General features: G+C 38.8%; 15 protein-coding genes. 6 read left to right on the plus strand and 9 right to left on the minus strand.

The features are described from left to right. Positions 1-24 precede the first annotated feature (24 nt). Both M997_RS16825 and cbrC read right to left on the minus strand, forming a co-directional pair. Positions 25-1,320 carry a S8 family peptidase gene (locus M997_RS16825; protein WP_064721271.1) on the minus strand — a complete coding sequence of 432 codons (1,296 nt, stop codon included), beginning with the start codon at positions 1,318-1,320 and terminating at the stop codon, positions 25-27. A 178-nt stretch (positions 1,321-1,498) separates the two neighbouring features. Further along, positions 1,499-2,089, minus strand: a complete 591-nt coding sequence (cbrC, locus tag M997_RS16830; protein ID WP_064721272.1) for a PF03691 family colicin E2 tolerance protein CbrC — start codon at positions 2,087-2,089, stop codon at positions 1,499-1,501. A gap of 275 nt (positions 2,090-2,364) precedes the next feature. On the opposite strand from cbrC, the gene dusA reads away from it, so the two are divergent. After that, positions 2,365-3,399, plus strand: a complete 1,035-nt coding sequence (dusA, locus tag M997_RS16835) for a tRNA dihydrouridine(20/20a) synthase DusA (RefSeq protein ID WP_064721273.1) — start codon at positions 2,365-2,367, stop codon at positions 3,397-3,399. Between the two features lie 53 nt (positions 3,400-3,452). Here the strand turns inward: dusA and M997_RS16840 are convergent, their stop codons facing one another. Together M997_RS16840 and M997_RS16845 are read right to left on the minus strand one after the other, a co-directional pair. Then, entirely contained in the window at positions 3,453-3,767 is a 315-nt protein-coding gene (locus tag M997_RS16840; RefSeq protein WP_064721274.1) for a hypothetical protein, read from the minus strand. Positions 3,768-3,950: 183 nt separating this feature from the next. Then, a complete protein-coding gene (locus tag M997_RS16845; protein ID WP_064721275.1) occupies positions 3,951-4,934 on the minus strand; it encodes a quinone oxidoreductase in 984 nt (327 codons plus the stop codon). Between the two features lie 155 nt (positions 4,935-5,089). Between M997_RS16845 and dnaB the strand changes: the two genes are divergently transcribed. Genes dnaB through M997_RS16860 form a run of 3 tightly spaced genes read left to right on the plus strand, consistent with a single transcriptional unit; the run spans position 5,090 to position 8,882 of the window. Continuing rightward, positions 5,090-6,499 carry a replicative DNA helicase gene (gene dnaB / locus M997_RS16850; protein ID WP_064721276.1) on the plus strand — a complete coding sequence of 470 codons (1,410 nt, stop codon included), beginning with the start codon at positions 5,090-5,092 and terminating at the stop codon, positions 6,497-6,499. A gap of 41 nt (positions 6,500-6,540) precedes the next feature. Beyond that, on the plus strand, positions 6,541-7,632 hold the full coding sequence (gene alr / locus M997_RS16855) for an alanine racemase (RefSeq protein ID WP_064721277.1): 1,092 nt from the start codon (positions 6,541-6,543) through the stop codon (positions 7,630-7,632). A gap of 53 nt (positions 7,633-7,685) precedes the next feature. Then, positions 7,686-8,882, plus strand: a complete 1,197-nt coding sequence (locus M997_RS16860) for an amino acid aminotransferase (RefSeq protein ID WP_064721278.1) — start codon at positions 7,686-7,688, stop codon at positions 8,880-8,882. A 95-nt stretch (positions 8,883-8,977) separates the two neighbouring features. Here M997_RS16860 and M997_RS16865 read toward each other — a convergent pair whose 3' ends face one another. The 3 genes from M997_RS16865 to uvrA form a co-directional block, all read right to left on the minus strand. Further along, the gene (locus M997_RS16865) at positions 8,978-10,327 is read right to left on the minus strand and encodes an L-cysteine desulfidase family protein (protein WP_064721279.1); all 1,350 of its coding nucleotides are present in this window, start codon (positions 10,325-10,327) and stop codon (positions 8,978-8,980) included. A gap of 64 nt (positions 10,328-10,391) precedes the next feature. Continuing rightward, positions 10,392-11,723, minus strand: a complete 1,332-nt coding sequence (locus M997_RS16870; RefSeq protein ID WP_064721280.1) for an SLC5/6 family protein — start codon at positions 11,721-11,723, stop codon at positions 10,392-10,394. A gap of 662 nt (positions 11,724-12,385) precedes the next feature. Continuing rightward, complete coding sequence (uvrA, locus tag M997_RS16875) at positions 12,386-15,220, minus strand: excinuclease ABC subunit UvrA (RefSeq protein ID WP_064721281.1); 2,835 nt, start codon at positions 15,218-15,220, stop codon at positions 12,386-12,388. 249 nt (positions 15,221-15,469) lie between these two features. Here uvrA and M997_RS16880 point away from each other — a divergent pair, with 249 nt between their 5' ends. Then, on the plus strand, positions 15,470-16,000 hold the full coding sequence (locus tag M997_RS16880) for a single-stranded DNA-binding protein (protein WP_064721282.1): 531 nt from the start codon (positions 15,470-15,472) through the stop codon (positions 15,998-16,000). A 335-nt stretch (positions 16,001-16,335) separates the two neighbouring features. Then, complete coding sequence (gene zur, locus M997_RS16885; RefSeq protein ID WP_064721283.1) at positions 16,336-16,866, plus strand: zinc uptake transcriptional repressor Zur; 531 nt, start codon at positions 16,336-16,338, stop codon at positions 16,864-16,866. 98 nt (positions 16,867-16,964) lie between these two features. On the opposite strand, the gene lexA is transcribed toward zur, so the two are convergent. Continuing rightward, complete coding sequence (lexA, locus tag M997_RS16890) at positions 16,965-17,576, minus strand: transcriptional repressor LexA (RefSeq protein ID WP_064721284.1); 612 nt, start codon at positions 17,574-17,576, stop codon at positions 16,965-16,967. 127 nt (positions 17,577-17,703) lie between these two features. Further along, positions 17,704-18,075 carry a diacylglycerol kinase gene (locus M997_RS16895; RefSeq protein ID WP_064721285.1) on the minus strand — a complete coding sequence of 124 codons (372 nt, stop codon included), beginning with the start codon at positions 18,073-18,075 and terminating at the stop codon, positions 17,704-17,706. Positions 18,076-18,082: the final 7 nt, after the last annotated feature.

Here is an 18,082-nt window from a genome sequence, read left to right on the forward strand (position 1 = left end):
CCTATAAAACTCGCTCTTTTATTATTATTTTAATTTTATAATTCTTTTTAAGTGTAAAATAGCATTATTAACATTAGGCAAAGGCCCTATATTATCTTTCAATAGAGGGAAAGTTCCTGTTTTAATTAATAAATTGCGCATTTGTATTGGGCTTAAAACATTTTGTGTTTTGTTTTTATACCATGACTGAATAACCGCAGCAGCACCCGCAACTAATGCACTGGCTGACGATGTTCCACTAAAATTAGCTGTATATGTATGGTTTTCATCGCTATGAAATAAATCTCCATAACCTGCTGTTGTCACTTCTTCCCCCCATGCTTGCACATGTATGGGGGACCCATAAGTTGAGAAAGGTAATCTATTTAATGTGTAGGGAGAACCCGCGCCTACACGTATTGAGCAATTATCGTTACGTTTTCGATAATTGGCATAAGCGGGTAAATCAAGATTAACACCTCCATTTCCTGCGGCCATAATAACAATAATACCTGCATCAGTTAATGCTCTAGTGGCCTCCCAAATATGCATCTCATAATCAGCTGGTACAAAAGCTTGTTGTTCACAAACTGTTTGCATTTCATACAGAACAATATCACCTTCATTTAATATTCTTTTACTTGCAATAATGGCGTCAATTCGCCCACAAGTAAGTTCTGATATGGCATAAAACATATCTAATTTATGAGCTAACCCCGTGATCCCTTTTCCATCCTTTTTCCCCATAATGAGTCCAGCAACAGCTGTGCCATGATCAGCTTGATTTGTTTTTTCATTAAAAGGCAATAAAGGCGTGATATTATTTGTCGCTAAGTCATGATGAGAAAGATTAAAATCCCATTCAATATCCGCAATTTGAATACCTTGTCCATAAGCTTTTTGCTGCCATGCTTCTTCTATTCCTAATCCTTTTATTTCATAACTATTTAATACTTTATTCGGTGTTTTTAAGTAGTGCTGATGCTGAATAAAATCTGGTGTAAAACTTGGCGGTTCCACCGGTTGAATAGGAATAATTTGTGTATATTCAATATCAGGATGTTGTTTTAATATATCAATTATTTTATCTAACGAATATTCACTATCGTAAGGTGGAACAATATAATAGTAATTATTTAACTCATTAAAATTAATCGCGATTGATACTGTATTTACTCTTGGTGGTATTTGTGATATAGCGGGAACAACAGGTATTAATAATATCTTCGATAAAAAATCGTAATACTTATTACAACAATCATATAATGAAAACCTTTTATTATTATAATTAGATTTATTTATATTCTTTGTTTTTATCAGGATTTTTCTTTGAATATTCATACTCAATGCTCCTTTATTATTTTTTTGCTTTTATAGCGTAAATAATTGAACATTGACTATTTTTATTTTTGATAGGAACAATATAAAATTAAGACTTAACTTTACTATTACAATCTCGTGAGGCTGATTAAAGATAAATTATCCTAACGAGATTGTAATAGTAAATAAAAATAAGTAATTAGCTAAAATCAATATGTAAACGTAATTTATTGCAACAACAACATTTAAATAAATACCCCTGACATGCACCGTCACTCCATAAACGATCAGGTAAATCAGACAACTCAAAGCCGATATTATTAATATCTTGTTCTAAGCAAACAAACTGTTCTAATTTATTAGCAATATCTTTCCATTCAACATAACCAATAAAAGCACAAGGCTCGCCACAATGTATTAACCAATGTTCTTGCTGCCAACCGTGATAACCTGGTGTTCGCTTTGTTAATTCATCAAGTGCATCTTGAGATATCTGGGGCAAGGTAGAGCCACAATATTCCCCTTCATCATCATATAATGTTTCTCCGCCTTCAATACTCGCACTATCTTGAAATTCACCATTAAATGTTTTACTCGCTGAGCCATCAGCAATACACCAAGGGCAAAGTACATCAACATCTTCTACTGAGTAAAAAGGACTCGCATAATAAATATCGGTTTCTTTACCACAGCTATCGCAAATAACCGTGTTACCTGTTAGAAATGCTTCTGTTTTTAATGGTTCAGGATGATACTTAAAATAAGGCAAACTTCTTTTTTTTGATGTCATTATCGTTTCCTTTTTGCTGCTGATTGTTTAGTTTCTATTTTATAAAAAAGTAATTTTTATCTAGAAAAACAATATAAAGCGTATTGAGATAAATTTATCTTTATATTGTACAGTTAAATAACTAAGGGAAGAGATTGTTTTGCAACTTGCTTGTGCTCTATAAAATAAGAGAACTCATACACACGCTATTCTCTATGCTATAATGCGCGCTTATTTTATGCCCTTATCTTAAAATAGGGTTACACTAGCGCCTAAATAGACGAAAGAATCACAGCATGTCCGAAACGAATTTATTAAATAAAACAACAAAAAATCATGATGTTAATAGCAATTCAAAAACGTATAATTTAAACCGTTTTTCGGTTGCTCCAATGCTTGATTGGACTGATCGCCATTGTCGTTATTTCTTTCGTCAATTAAGTAAAAATACGTTGCTTTATACCGAGATGGTAACAACAGGAGCCATTATTCATGGCAAAGGCGATTACCTAAAATACAGTGAAGAAGAACATCCCGTTTCTTTGCAATTAGGGGGAAGTGATCCACAAGCTTTAGCTCAATGTGCAAAATTGGCACAAGAGCGTGGTTATGATGAAATTAACTTAAATGTGGGCTGCCCTTCTGATCGCGTACAAAATGGACGTTTTGGTGCTTGCTTAATGGGAGAAGCACAACTCGTTGCCGATTGCGTAAAAGCAATGCGTGACGTAGTAGATATCCCTGTTACGGTTAAAACACGTATTGGTATTGATGAATTAGATAGTTACGCATTTTTGTGTGATTTTATTGAAAAAGTAAGTGCAAATAATAATTGTGATACTTTTATTATTCACGCTCGTAAAGCATGGCTATCTGGCTTAAGCCCGAAAGAAAATCGAGAAGTACCGCCACTGGATTACCCGCGAGTCTATCAATTAAAACGCGATTTTCCACATCTAACAATGGCAATTAATGGTGGTATTAAGTCATTAGAAGAAGCAAAAGAACATTTAAAACATATGGATGGCGTAATGGTAGGTCGTGAAGCTTATCAAAACCCATCAATATTAGCGCATGTGGATCATGAATTATTTGATAACCAATTAGCTATTGCTGACTCTGTTAGTGCTGTAAGAGCTATGTATCCTTATATTGAAAAAGAACTCTTACAAGGTACTTATCTTGGTCATGTTACTCGCCATATGTTAGGGATTTTTCAAGGCATTCCTGGTGCAAGACAATGGCGTCGTCATTTAAGCGAAAATGCACATAAACAAGGTGCTGATTTGTCTGTTTTAGAGAATGCACTAAAATTTGTGACTGAGAAATAAGACACAAAATAAAACCAGCCTATCAAGGCTGGTTTTATTTATTTTCATATCAATTAAAGTAAAGAAAAAAAACGATTATAGTTTGCAACTAAATAAGCGATTTGGAATTCAAATGCTTCTTTAACTTCACATTTTCCTTCTTCACTACCTTCTTTTTTCTTAATATCAAAGAATGCGTTTTGCATTAATTGAACTGATACATCCATAGATTTTTGAAATGCAGATAAATTATTATTTTCACCAAAACGCATAAATAACGCTTCAATTTTTTCATCAGCAACATCACGAATAAATTGTAATTCAACATTACTTACACGATTATCTTCATATATAAAATCAATAAAGTCTTTTAATTCATCCTTTTGCATAAATACTCCACACTTAGTTAATGAAACCCGATAGAAATATAAATTAAAAGAGAGAAAAATAAATCTAAAATAAAAATAATGGTTATTTCTTGATAATGAAATAAGAAAAATAAATTATCTAGATTAATTAAAGATTAAAATTTACCTAATCTATTTAGGCAAATTTTAATCTTGAAATAATAATTAAGGAATAAGTAAACTTGAACCTTGAGATTGACGACTCTCAAGGTAATAATGCGCTTCTTTAGCATCTGCTAAAGCAAATTTTTGATTCTCTGGCACACTCACATCAATTTTACCACTACCAATCAAATCAAATAGTGCAGCACTAGCCTGATCTAACTCTTCACGAGTCGTGATATAACCTGAAATCGATGGGCGAGTTACGTATAACGAACCATGTTTATTTAAAATACCCAAATCAACCCCCGTTACTGCACCGGATGCGTTACCAAAGCTCACCATTAAACCACGGCGCTGTAAGCAATTTAATGAATCTAACCACGTGGCTTTACCGACAGAGTCATAAACTACAGGTACTTTCTGATTATTGGTCAGCGCTAATACTCGTTCTACAATAGATTCAGTTTGGTAATTAATCACCTCCCATGCACCCGCTGCTTTTGCTGTTGCTACCTTTTTATCACTACCCGCGGTACCTATCATTTTGGCACCTATCGCTTTTGCCCATTGGCTAGCGATTAATCCAACACCACCCGCTGCCGCATGAAATAAGAAGGTTTCTCCTGCCTGCAATTTATGCGTTTGATTGAAGAGATAATAGACCGTGAGCCCTTTTAAGAAAGAGGCTGCAGCTTGCTCAAAAGAGATATTATCAGGCAGGCGAGCAACTTTATTTTCTGGTACATTATGCGTATCGCTATATGCCCCTAGTGGAGATTGCGCATATACAACTCTATCCCCTTCTTTTAGTGAAGTGACGTTAGCGCCCGTTTTTATAACAATGCCTGCTGCCTCAGTTCCTAATCCACTTGGGAATTGATTCACTGGATATAACCCGCTACGCACATAAGTATCAATGTAATTAATGCCAATTGCTTTATTGGCGACTTGTACTTCATTATCGCCAAGAGGTGCTGGGGTAAATGTTGCTAGCTCAAGAACATCTGCACTACCATGAGCTGCAAATTGGATGCGTTTAGCCATTGTGATCTCCATCATTTTTCTAGGGTAAAATAAGCGAGCGTTCTAAAGACCTGAAGAGATAATGACAAATGAAAGTTATTTCTACAAGGCACAGATAATTGGGTTAGCGTATACTGAAGCGCTGATTGACTTTTTTTCGACTTTGCGCAGGATTTATGGCCAGAAATAAGACCACTGACAAGCTGATGTCTGATATCAAAGACCGACAAATGGAGGGGCTGAAACTTCCTCCCCATTCGCTAGAAGCCGAACAGTCCGTGTTAGGCGGTCTGATGATAGATAACGAACGTTGGGATAATGTCTCTGAGCGTGTTACCGCAGAAGACTTTTATAGCCGACCTCACCGTACTATTTTCATGCAGATGCAGCGGTTGCTTGAGTTAGGTAAACCTATTGACCTAATTACTTTATCAGAAGCATTAGAACAAAATAACGAACTAGAAAATGTTGGCGGTTTTGCTTATTTAGCAGAGCTTTCCAAAAATACGCCAAGTGCGGCAAATATCAATGCTTATGCTGATATCGTCCGAGAGCGTGCCGTTGTTCGCGATATGATAAAAGTTGCCAATGAAATTGCAGATGCTGGCTTTGACCCACAGGGTCGCACCAGTGAAGATCTCCTTGATTTCGCTGAATCAAGAGTGTTCCAAATTGCAGAAACTCGCGCCAATAAAGACGAAGGCCCAAAAGCTATTGATGCTATTTTAGAAGAGACTGTCGAAAAAATAGAACAACTGTATCAAAAGCCTCATGATGGTGTTACCGGTGTTTCAAGTGGTTATCAAGACTTAGATAAAAAAACAGCAGGATTACAAAAATCTGACTTAATTATTGTTGCAGCGCGTCCTTCTATGGGTAAAACCACTTTCGCGATGAACTTATGCGAAAACGCAGCAATGACAGAAGATAAACCTGTATTGATCTTTAGCTTAGAGATGCCTGGCAACCAAATCATGATGCGTATGTTGGCATCTCTTTCACGGGTTGACCAAACAAGAATTCGTACCGGCCAGCTTGATGATGAAGATTGGGCTCGAATTTCAAGCACTATGGGTATTTTGCTTGAAAAACGCAATATGTATATTGATGACTCTTCTGGATTAACGCCGACTGAAGTGCGATCTCGTGCTCGCCGTATTTATCGTGAGCATGGTGGTTTAAGCCTTATTATGATTGACTACCTGCAGTTAATGAGAGTACCTTCACTCTCTGATAACCGTACTTTAGAAATTGCTGAAATTTCACGTTCTTTGAAAGCACTAGCTAAAGAACTGCAAGTTCCTGTCGTTGCACTTTCACAGTTAAACCGTAGTTTGGAACAACGTGCTGATAAAAAACCAGTGAACTCTGACTTACGTGAATCAGGCTCTATCGAGCAGGATGCCGACCTTATTATGTTTATTTATCGTGATGAGGTTTATCACGAAAATAGTGATTTAAAAGGCATTGCCGAGATAATTATTGGTAAACAGCGTAATGGCCCTATTGGTACAGTACGACTGACATTTAACGGTCAGTGGTCTAGATTTGATAATTACGCAGGTCCTTCTTACGACGAAGAATAACGACCTAGCATGACCTCAATTAGAAGGAATTTTGGAATAATATGAAAGCGGCAACTGCAGTGATAGACCGCCGCGCTCTGCGTCACAATTTTCAGCATGTGAGAGACTATGCACCACATAGCCGCCTGATAGCTGTCGTGAAAGCAAACGCTTATGGCCATGGGTTACTAGAAACAGCGTTCACCTTAATGGATAATGCTGATTGTTTTGGTGTTGCACGTATAGGAGAAGCACTCATACTGCGTAGTGGCGGTATTGTTAAGCCTATACTGCTGCTAGAAGGCTTTTTTGATGCCGCAGATTTGCCTATCTTAGTTGTTAATCATATTGAAACAGTTGTCCACAGCATTGAGCAACTTGATGCTTTAGAACAAGCTGATTTAGAAGAACCTGTGAAAGTGTGGATGAAGCTAGATACAGGTATGCACCGTTTAGGTGTACGACCAGAAGATGCTGATGCTTTCTATCAACGCCTTTGTGCTTGTAAAAATGTGCAGCAACCGGTCAATATTGTAAGCCATTTTAGCCGCGCGGATGAGCCTGAAATTCCTGAAGTGACACTTAATCAAATCAACCTATTTCAAAACTTTATCCAAAATAAAACAGGAGAGAAGTCCATCTCTGCTTCTGCTGGTATTTTATTTTGGCCACAAGTCCACTATCAATGGGTTCGCCCTGGCATTATCACTTATGGTATTTCACCTACAGGTGATGAAAAAACAGGAACTGACTTTGGTTTAATCCCCGCAATGACACTGAAAACCAGTTTAATTGCTGTACGTAAACATAAAGCTGGTGAACCCGTCGGTTATGGTGGTACATGGGTAAGTGATAAGGATACTTATCTTGGTGTTATTGCCATAGGTTATGGTGATGGTTATCCACGTAGTGCACCTTCAGGTACGCCTATTTGGATTAATGGCAGAAAAGTACCTATTGTTGGTCGTGTTTCTATGGATATGATCAGTGTTGATCTGGGCTCTGAACTTGTTGATCATGTGGGTGATGAAGCTATCTTATGGGGTGATGTTCTGCCTGTTGAAGAAATTGCCAGATATAGTGGTATTAGTGCCTATGAGTTGATCACCAAATTAACCTCTCGCGTCATTATGGAATACCTAGACGAACGATAATACACAAGATATTGTATAAATCTGACACACAAAAAGTGATTGGAGAATAAGCCGTGTTTCAACAGGTTGAAGCGTTTCCGGGAGATCCCATTCTCTCATTGATGGATGTTTATAATAAAGACCCGCGTCAGGATAAAATTAATTTAAGCATTGGTCTTTATTATGATGAAGAAGGCAAAACCCCTATTTTAGGAACTGTTTCTGTTGCGCGTCAGCAACTCAACGCCATGACACCCACCGCAACACTTTATTTACCGATGGAAGGCCTCGCACCTTATCGCAGTGAAATACAGGCATTACTCTTTGGTGCTGATAATCCACTGATAGCCGAGAAAAAAATAGCGACAATACAATCGCTAGGTGGATCAGGTGCATTAAAAGTAGGTGCTGATTTTCTACATCGCTACTTCCCTGAATCACAAGTTTGGATTAGTGATCCTACATGGGATAACCACGCCTCTATTTTTGCTGGCTCTGGCTTTAGAGTGAATTACTACCCGTATTTTGACCCAGAAACCAAAGGCGTTAAATTTGAAGCGCTGCTAGATTGCTTTAAAAATCTACCAGAAAAAAGCATTGTACTCATGCACCCTTGTTGCCATAACCCAACAGGTTCAGATTTAACCACACAACAGTGGGATCAAATCACCGAAGTATTAAAATCCCGCCAAGCAATTCCATTTTTAGATATTGCTTATCAAGGATTTGCTGAGAATTTAGATGAAGATGCTTATGCTATTCGTACTATGGCAGCAGCTGGGTTGCCAGTGTTAATCAGTAACTCATTTTCAAAAATCTTTGGTATTTACGGTGAACGCGCAGGCGGATTATCTATTGTTTGTGGTAATGCGACAGAGTGCGAGCACGTTTTAGGTCAGCTTAAAGCGGGAGTGCGTCGTATTTACTCAAGCCCAGCTAATTATGGTGCTCAAATTGTTAATCAGGTACTTTCAGACCAAGTATTAACTGCGCAATGGCAAAAAGAAGTTGCTCATATGCGTGATCGCATTAAAGAAATGCGCACAACACTTGTTGAAGCACTTAAGGTTGCACTACCTGAAAAAAGCTTTGATCACCTATTGCGCCAACGTGGCATGTTTAGCTATACCGGATTTTCACAATCACAAGTTGATAGACTGCGTGATGAATTTGGCATTTATTTGGTTGGTACTGGTCGTGTTTGTATGGCTGGTGTGAATACCAATAACGTGCAACGTATTGCTCAAGCCTTTGCTGCCGTGAGTATCTAAATGAAAAGAGACCTACTAATAAAAATAAGTAGGCCTCTTCTTTTACTGTTTTTACTACATCACAATGTCTACTGCCACTTTAGGCTTTTAATCTATTATAGGCTGATAGCTTGCTTATTTTCCCCAGCATGTCGACGTGCTTTTTCTTCCATGATCTCAATAATTTGAATATCTGTATGTTGCATAGCATGAGTTGCTAATGCACAAAGATTTGCGATTGAGCTATCGACATCATCACTCACAATTCCGTCAGTTCCTGCAACACCTTGATTTTGCATCGCCATTAAGACAGCTTTATAAGCTGACGCAGCACTGCTCGATACCTTCATGGCACAACTATTAGAAGCACCATCACAAATGATGCCGCTAATGTCGCCAATCATACTGTTGATAGACATGCTGACGGTATTAAAGTCTTTTGTGAGTAACCATGCCATCCCTGCGGCGGCTCCCATTGAGGCGGTAGTCGCAGCACAAAGAGCAGAAAGTGGAGGGAAATGACTATGAACATAAATCGCCATTAAGTGTGATAAAACTAATGCACGTAATAGAGTTTCATCATCAGCCTTAATAAATTCGGCAACAACCATTACAGGCAATGTCGCTGCAATACCCTGATTACCCGATCCTGAGTTACTCATTGCAGGCAATACAGCGCCCCCCATTCGCGCATCAGATGCAGCAGATGCACGTATCATGATTTCATTAAGTAAATCCTTACCTAATAAACCTTTTTCCTGCTGACAAATTAAGGTACGACCAATAGCTAATCCATAGGCATTACGAAGCCCTTCTTCTGATAATGCACCGTTTAAGTGAGCAGCATCGAGCATAAACTCGATATCACTTACCGGAACATTCAGCGCAAATTGATAAATATCTTCTGCACAAACATCAGTAAAAGGTTTATTACTAGCACATTGACTATCATTTGTTAGCGATGTTTTATCTTCTGCAAAAACAACGCTGCCATTGCATTCGCAACGAACAACATGTGTATGCTCTCTAGCAATACTGACTGTTGCATAACCAGACAGGCCATACACTTTAGCTTCAGAGTAAAGTACGTCTTCACAAGGTGATTTCACACCCACTGTAACCTTACCTTGAGCAACTAGTGTTTTAGCTTGCGCTACTGCATCGGGAGAGGCTTTTAGCAGAACTTCTAATCCTGCTTCGGGATCTCCACCTGTGGCACCAAGTGCAGCCGCAATAGGCAAACCGGCCATTCCCGTTCCAGGCACTGTTACGCCCATTCCGTTTTTCATTAGATTTGGCGAAACCCATGCTTCAATACGTATAACTGGCTCACCTAACAATGCAGTGGCTTTCGCGGCTGCAAGTGCTAACGAAATCGGCTCAGTACAACCTACTGCGGGTTTCACACCTTCACGTAATTGACGAACAAACTGTGACCATAAATGAGAATTTCTATTCTGGCTCATAACCTAACACCTTGGATTAATTGTAGTTTCTAAAAACAACTCCTGATAAAACCGAAGCTGGCGACTATGAGAATGCCAAGAACGGAGAGATGCAGAGCAGTAAACCAGTAAAGATAATCAGGTAAAGTGAAGCACCTTTGTATTTATGCAACATCGGTACTTTATAAACCAAATAAGCAGGGATAAGACAACCCACCATACCGAAGATTGGGCTACAAATTGAAGTAAAGCTCAGTACAGGTGCGTTAAGGATGATTGCCCCCCATGCTAATAGCACAGCGAAAATCATGATGCCGTTTTGTACCCATTTTTGGTTAATATTTTCAGCGGGAATATAACGCTGAAGGATGTTCATCACAATCCCTTGTGTTGCTTCACGGAAACCTAAGTAAACACCAAAGAATGCAGTCATTACTGCGAAGATGTTTAGCATTACGCTAACAACCGTTACCCAACCACCAGGGAAGAATTTTGCAGCAATTGCTAAAGCAGAAATATTTTGTTCGTAAGCTTTAACCGCTTCATCATGACCCATCGCTAAAGTGAATGAGATTGCATAGAAGAATACAGTACAGAACAGCACACCAAAGGCGATATTCATTGCACGCAATGCTTTATGACGAGCAACTTCACGATTTTTATTGCGGCCACGGTAAGAAATCACCATTGGACTTAATGTTTGAATAAATAGGATTGAAGTGAGTGTAAATGGCAGTGTAATAATCGCTTCTTTAATTAAACGTCCTGCTGGTGGTAACGCACCAACGTTGTAAAGATGCCACATACCAATCATTGAGATCCCTAATGCAGCGACCACAAGCAGCTTAGTAAGTACCATGAAGCTGGATACTTTAAACAATAATTGTTCACCACGAGAAGAGATAGCCACTAATGCACAGATTAAAATAAGACCATAGAATGGGTTTTCTGATAATAAACCTTCTGTCACACCAAAGGTTTGTAGGTAAGAAGCACTGTCGTTAGTAATAGCGGTTGAATAAACAAACATCCAAATCACTAGCATAACGAAGTAAAGCGCACCTAATAAAATACCCCAGTTTTTACCAAGGTAACCGGTAATAACACTCGGATAGTCTTTACATTCTGGAGATTCTGCCAACGTATTGATAAATAAACGTTGGAATAAATACATTGCTGGATAACCGATAACCGATGAAAGTAAGAAAACCCACAATCCCATTAAGCCAACCTGAACAGGTAAAAACACAATACCTGCACCGATAGCCATACCGATACTCATAATGACCCAGCCCACATCATTGCTGTCGAATTTAATTGCTGCGCGCCATTGTTCTTCTGTCATACCTGCGCGGCGTGCACCAGCACTAGTTGCGGGATAGCTTGTTGTCTCTGTTTTTGAGGAAGCCGTTTCCATGTTAGTACTCACTTTTTATATTGTAATTGTAAATAGCAAAACGAATTTGGGGGTAAAAAAAGGTATTTTCATATTGCGATGACACAATAACCTTACAGCTTGCAGGTATTTCTAGTTATGGCTAAATGATAGGGAATATTACGGAGAAAAAAGTTGTTATAAATCGTGATAGACAGAAATGAATTGGAAAAGTTTTCTCTTGTAAGGAGAAAAGTAGGATTATCTGTTCAAAGAGAACAGTAAATAATAACCTTCCACTTACTGCAACCCTTATAAAAACATAACCACATGATAATATTGGCAAACCTGCTATTGTTATACAATATTAGTCAAGTATAACAATTGAAACAAATCCCTAAATAAACTGTGCTGTCTATCACGATACCCTATGATAATCTTTTCTATTTAACATCTTTCTACCGTATTTAGTTAATGTGTAGTTAAAAAACAGCATATTTAACTATTTAATTTGTTTTTCATAAAAAAAGCGCATTTAGATGATAAAAATATATGAAGAGGATTATCGGCAGAAAGGGACGTTTTTCTAGGAGAATTAAATTCTACAATATTGCTTTGATTTTTTTGAAAGAAAAAGCGCTACATAATGTCATTGACTGACAGTCTGTAGCGCTTAGATTATAAAGGAATAACTAAGTTAGTTATTAATAACCACGTTCTAAAATTGGCTTCAAGAATCTTGCTGTATGTGAGCCTTCAAACTCAGCGACTTTTTCTGGTGTACCTGATACTAAAATCTGTCCACCACCGCTACCACCTTCAGGCCCTAAATCGATAATCCAGTCAGCCGTTTTAATAACATCAAGATTATGCTCAATCACAACAATGGTATTACCTTGATCTCGCAGCTGATGAAGCACTTCAAGTAACAGTTCAATATCAGCAAAATGAAGTCCCGTTGTGGGTTCATCCAGAATATATAGCGTTTGCCCTGTACCACGTTTTGACAATTCTTTCGCCAGTTTGACTCGCTGAGCTTCACCCCCAGAAAGTGTTGTGGCTGATTGTCCCAAACGAATATAAGAAAGCCCGACATCAATAAGCGTTTGTAATTTACGTGCTAAAGCAGGTACGGCATCAAAGAATTCTCTTGCTTCTTCGATAGTCATGTCTAACGCTTCGTGAATATTCTTTCCTTTATATTTCACTTCCAAAGTTTCACGGTTATAACGTTGACCTTTACATTGATCGCAAGGTACATATACATCTGGCAAAAAGTGCATTTCAACTTTAATAACACCATCGCCTTGGCAAGCTTCACAACGTCCGCCTTTTACGTTAAAACTAAAGCGACCCGGTGTATAACCACGAGTACGAGATTCAGGCACTCCTGCAAATAACTCACGAATAGGCGTAAATACACCAGTATAAGTTGCAGGGTTTGAACGAGGAGTTCGTCCTATTGGGCTTTGGTTAATATCAATAACTTTATCGAAATGCTCTAGTCCTTCAACATCTAAATAAGGTGCGGGAATGATATTGGTTGCACCATTTAATTGGCGCTGTGCGATAGGGAATAACGTGTCATTAATTAACGTTGATTTCCCTGAACCTGAAACACCAGTAATACACGTGAATAATCCAACAGGTAATTTCAAATTAACGTTTTGTAGGTTATTCCCTTTAGCACCTAAAATAGTGAGCATTTTCTCACGGTCAACAGGTACTCGTTGTTTGGGTATTTCAATACGGCGTTCACCACTTAAAAATTTACCCGTGAGTGAATCGGGATTATTAATGATGTCTTCTAGTGTTCCTTGAGCAACAATTTCACCACCATGAACACCCGCACCTGGCCCGATATCAATGACATGATCAGCTGCACGGATCGCGTCTTCATCATGCTCAACCACGATCACGGTATTACCTAAATTGCGCAAGTGGATCAGTGTTTCAAGTAGGCGATCATTATCTCGTTGATGTAACCCAATTGAAGGTTCATCTAATACATACATCACACCCACAAGACCTGCACCAATTTGGCTTGCCAAGCGAATACGTTGCGCTTCACCGCCCGATAAAGTTTCAGCAGAACGCGACAGCGTTAAGTAATTTAAACCGACATTAACTAAAAATTTAAGTCTGTCACCAATTTCTTTCAGCACTTTTTCAGCAATCTTAGCGCGTTGACCGCTAAGTTTTAAATTTTGGAAAAAGGTCATCGCATGACCAATGCTGTAATCAGCAATTTCAGGCAGTGTCGTGTTTTCAACATACACATGACGTGCTTCACGGCGCAAACGTGTACCACCACAAGAAGTACAAGAACGATTACTAATATATTTAGAAAGTTCTTCACGTACCGCGCTTGATTCTGTTTCGCGGTAACGGCGTTCCATGTTATTTAATACACCTTCAAATGGATGATGACGAACAACCACATCACCACGATCATTGGTATATTTAAACTCAATATTCTCTTTGCCTGAACCCGTTAAAACCACTTTTTGGATATTATCTGGCAGTGAATCAAACGGCGCTTCAACATCGAAATGATAATGTTCACCTAAAGATCGTAACATCTGAAAATAGTAAAAATTACGACGATCCCAGCCTTTAATCGCACCACCAGCAAGGGAAATTTCACGATTTTGGATGACTAATTCCGGATCAAAAAATTGTTGTACACCTAAGCCATCACAAGTAGGACAAGCACCCGCTGGGTTATTAAATGAGAATAAACGAGGTTCTAATTCGCTCATGCTATAACCACACACTGGACAAGCAAAATTAGCAGAGAAAACAATATCTTCGGCGTTGTTATCGTCCATATCAGAAATAACAGCAGTGCCGCCAGAAAGCGCTAATGCGGTTTCAAAAGACTCCGCTAAACGCTGAGTCAGATCATCTCGTACTTTAAAACGATCTATAACTACTTCAATAGTGTGTTTTTTCTGTAGTTCTAGTGTTGGTGGATCAGAGAGATCACACACTTCGCCATCAATACGAGCACGAATATAACCTTGTGTAGCAAGGTTATTGAGCAACTTGATATGTTCACCTTTTCGCTCTTTAACAACTGGGGCAAGCAACATTAAGCGCTTACCTTCTGGTTGTTCTAAAACGTTATCTACCATTTGGCTGACGGTTTGTGCCGCCAATGGAATATCGTGATCAGGGCAACGAGGCTCACCAACTCGCGCAAATAATAGACGCAAGTAGTCATGAATTTCAGTAATAGTACCCACCGTAGAGCGCGGGTTATGTGATGTCGATTTCTGCTCTATCGAAATAGCGGGTGATAAACCTTCAATATGATCAACGTCTGGCTTTTCCATTAATGAAAGAAACTGACGTGCATAAGCTGAAAGCGATTCAACATAGCGTCGCTGTCCCTCAGCATAGAGGGTATCAAAGGCTAAAGAAGATTTACCTGAGCCAGAAAGCCCCGTAATAACAATAAGTTTATCGCGAGGAATGACCAAATTGATATTTTTTAGATTATGGGTGCGAGCGCCCCGTACTTCGATTTTATCCATGAACATATCCCGGATTAAGAGAGTCGCCGAAAAAGAAATAATCGGATTATTATTACACAAAACCAACTGAATGGATATACAGTATATAAAGTGAAACTTGATGATAATGTAAACGCACGGTTTGAAACATAAAATCTCGACGATCTCCTCAAATGAGAAATTCATCAAGTTCATATTCAAATTTTAGCGTACGTGATAAACTTATTCGCTTATGATTTCAAAAAATTTACTTTCGCAGGAGTACCGCACATGGCGAGCAGAGGCGTAAACAAAGTTATTCTTATCGGTAATTTAGGGCAGGATCCAGAAATCCGTTATATGCCTAGTGGTGGTGCAGTAGCAAACCTGACACTGGCAACTTCAGAAAGCTGGCGCGATAAACAAACCGGTGAAATGAAAGAAAAAACCGAGTGGCACCGTGTGGTAATTTTCGGCAAGTTAGCTGAAATTGCAGGCGAATATCTGCGCAAAGGTTCACAAGTTTATATCGAAGGCCAATTACAAACTCGTAAATGGCAAGACCAAGGTGGTCAAGACAGATATAGCACTGAAGTTGTCGTTAATATCGGTGGCACCATGCAGATGTTAGGTGGCGGCGGTCGAGGACAAGACAACGCACCTTCACAAGGTAGCCAAGGCGGTTGGGGTCAACCACAACAGCCACAAGCATCACAACAATTTAGTGGTGGTGGCGCGCAATCTCGCCCAGCTCAACAACCTGCTGCCCCAGCACAAAACAACGAACCCCCTATCGACTTCGATGATGATATTCCGTTCTGATAGATTTATCTAAGAACTGGTTCGTAAAGAATTAGCCCAGCTTGTCGCTGGGTTTTTTATAATTAGTAAATTATATTTTTTCTTATATAAAGCGCTTTACCTAATAAAGCAGCCTTATACTAGGTGTGTAAAGTAAGCACACATCATTCACATTTATAATCCAAATCAAATACAAAACTGCTTTTTTATCCAAATAAAATGCCAATAAACAATGTGTAACAAAAAAATAAACAAGCAAAGTTATTTTCATAAAACCCCACTTTACACAAAGGTTTACTCTTGAAAAATATGGTAGGATCTGGGCAATTAATAACGTCTGAGAGCATCTTATCCCCATGAATGAAGAGAAATTGCTCGCTCAGGCAGAAAAGATCTGCCAGAAACGAGGTGTTCGCCTGACTTCACAACGTCTGGCAGTATTGCGTCTGATCATGCAGCAACCTTCTGCTATCAGCGCCTACGATTTATTGGATTTACTACGCCAAATTGAGCCACAAGCAAAACCGCCAACGGTTTACCGCGGGCTAGAATTTTTACTCGAGCAGGGATTTATCCATAAAATAGAATCCACCAATAGTTATGTGCTGTGTCATCATTTTGATGATGTTGAGCACACTTCGGTGATGTTGATTTGTGATCGCTGTTTATCTGTTACTGAAAAAAACAGCCATAAAATCGAAGATGCAATAGCAATTTTAGCAAAGGATGGTGGTTTTCATTTACGCCATAGTGTGATTGAAATTCACGGCTTATGTTCACAATGCCATGAAGCACAAGAGTGTACACATCCTGAAGGTTGTCATCATGACCATAGTATTGATGAAAATCTTAAACATAGAAAAACGGGCGACTATAAGCCACGTTGATAGCGTTTAGAACAAACAAAAAATGCAGATGATTTAGTGAATAAACACATCATCTGCATTTTTATAAAATAAGTTGTTTTGACTTACTTTGGTACAAATTATAACCATTCACCGTTACGAATAACACCTACAGCTAAACCTTCAACAGTAAAGCTTTGTTCACGTAAATCGACAATAATGGGTGAAAACTCAGGGTTTTCTGCATGAAGCTCAATTTTATTACCGCTTTTCTTAAAGCGTTTTACCGTAACTTCATCTTCAATGCGGGCAACAATAACTTGTCCGTTATGTACATCTTGGGTTTTATGCACAGCAAGTAAATCGCCATCCATAATACCAATATCTTTCATCGACATACCATTAACACGTAATAAGAAGTCTGCACTTGGCTTAAATAATGCAGGATCTACTTGATAATGGCTTTCGATATGTTCTTGCGCTAAAAGAGGTTCGCCAGCAGCAACTCGCCCAATTAATGGCAAGCCATCTGGCTCTTCTTCTAGTAGCAAACGGATACCTCTAGATGCACCAGAGATAATTTCTATCACGCCTTTACGAGCAAGAGCTTTTAAGTGCTCCTCTGCCGCATTTGGTGAGCGAAACCCAAGTTGAGAAGCTATTTCAGCCCGTGTTGGTGGCATACCCGTTTGCGAAATGTGATCACGAACCAAATCGTAAACCTGTTGCTGCCTTGCAGTTAATGCTTTCATTCCGCCCCCTGTTTGTTTATACAGTCAGACTGTGAGTATATACAGGTATATGCAGATTTGGAACCACAAATGAATATAAAACACTCATCTTTAGATTATTTTCAGGCTAAAACCGACTTTTTTACCTTTAAGAGAAAAAATGCCCCCAAAGAATAGTTCCCCAAGTAAATAATCCCAATATAATAGCAATAAGAACGGCGGCAGAGCCCATATCTTTGGCTCGTCCTGAAAGTTCATGGTATTCAGGGCCAATGCGGTCTACAACAGCTTCTATTGCGCTATTAACCAGTTCTAAAATAACCACCAGCACGACGGAACCGATGAGTAAAATGCGCTCTAGCACACTGACATCAATGAAAAATGTAAGGATAATTGCCACTAACATTACAACGGTTTCTTGTCTAAATGCAGCTTCATTAAGCCATGCTGCACGAATGCCCTTGTATGAATAACCACCCGCTTTTATGATCCGGGTAAAACCTTTATTTTGATTAGCCATAATAAAC

Source organism: Proteus hauseri ATCC 700826, from assembly GCF_001654965.1.
Lineage (GTDB): Bacteria > Pseudomonadota > Gammaproteobacteria > Enterobacterales > Enterobacteriaceae > Proteus > Proteus hauseri.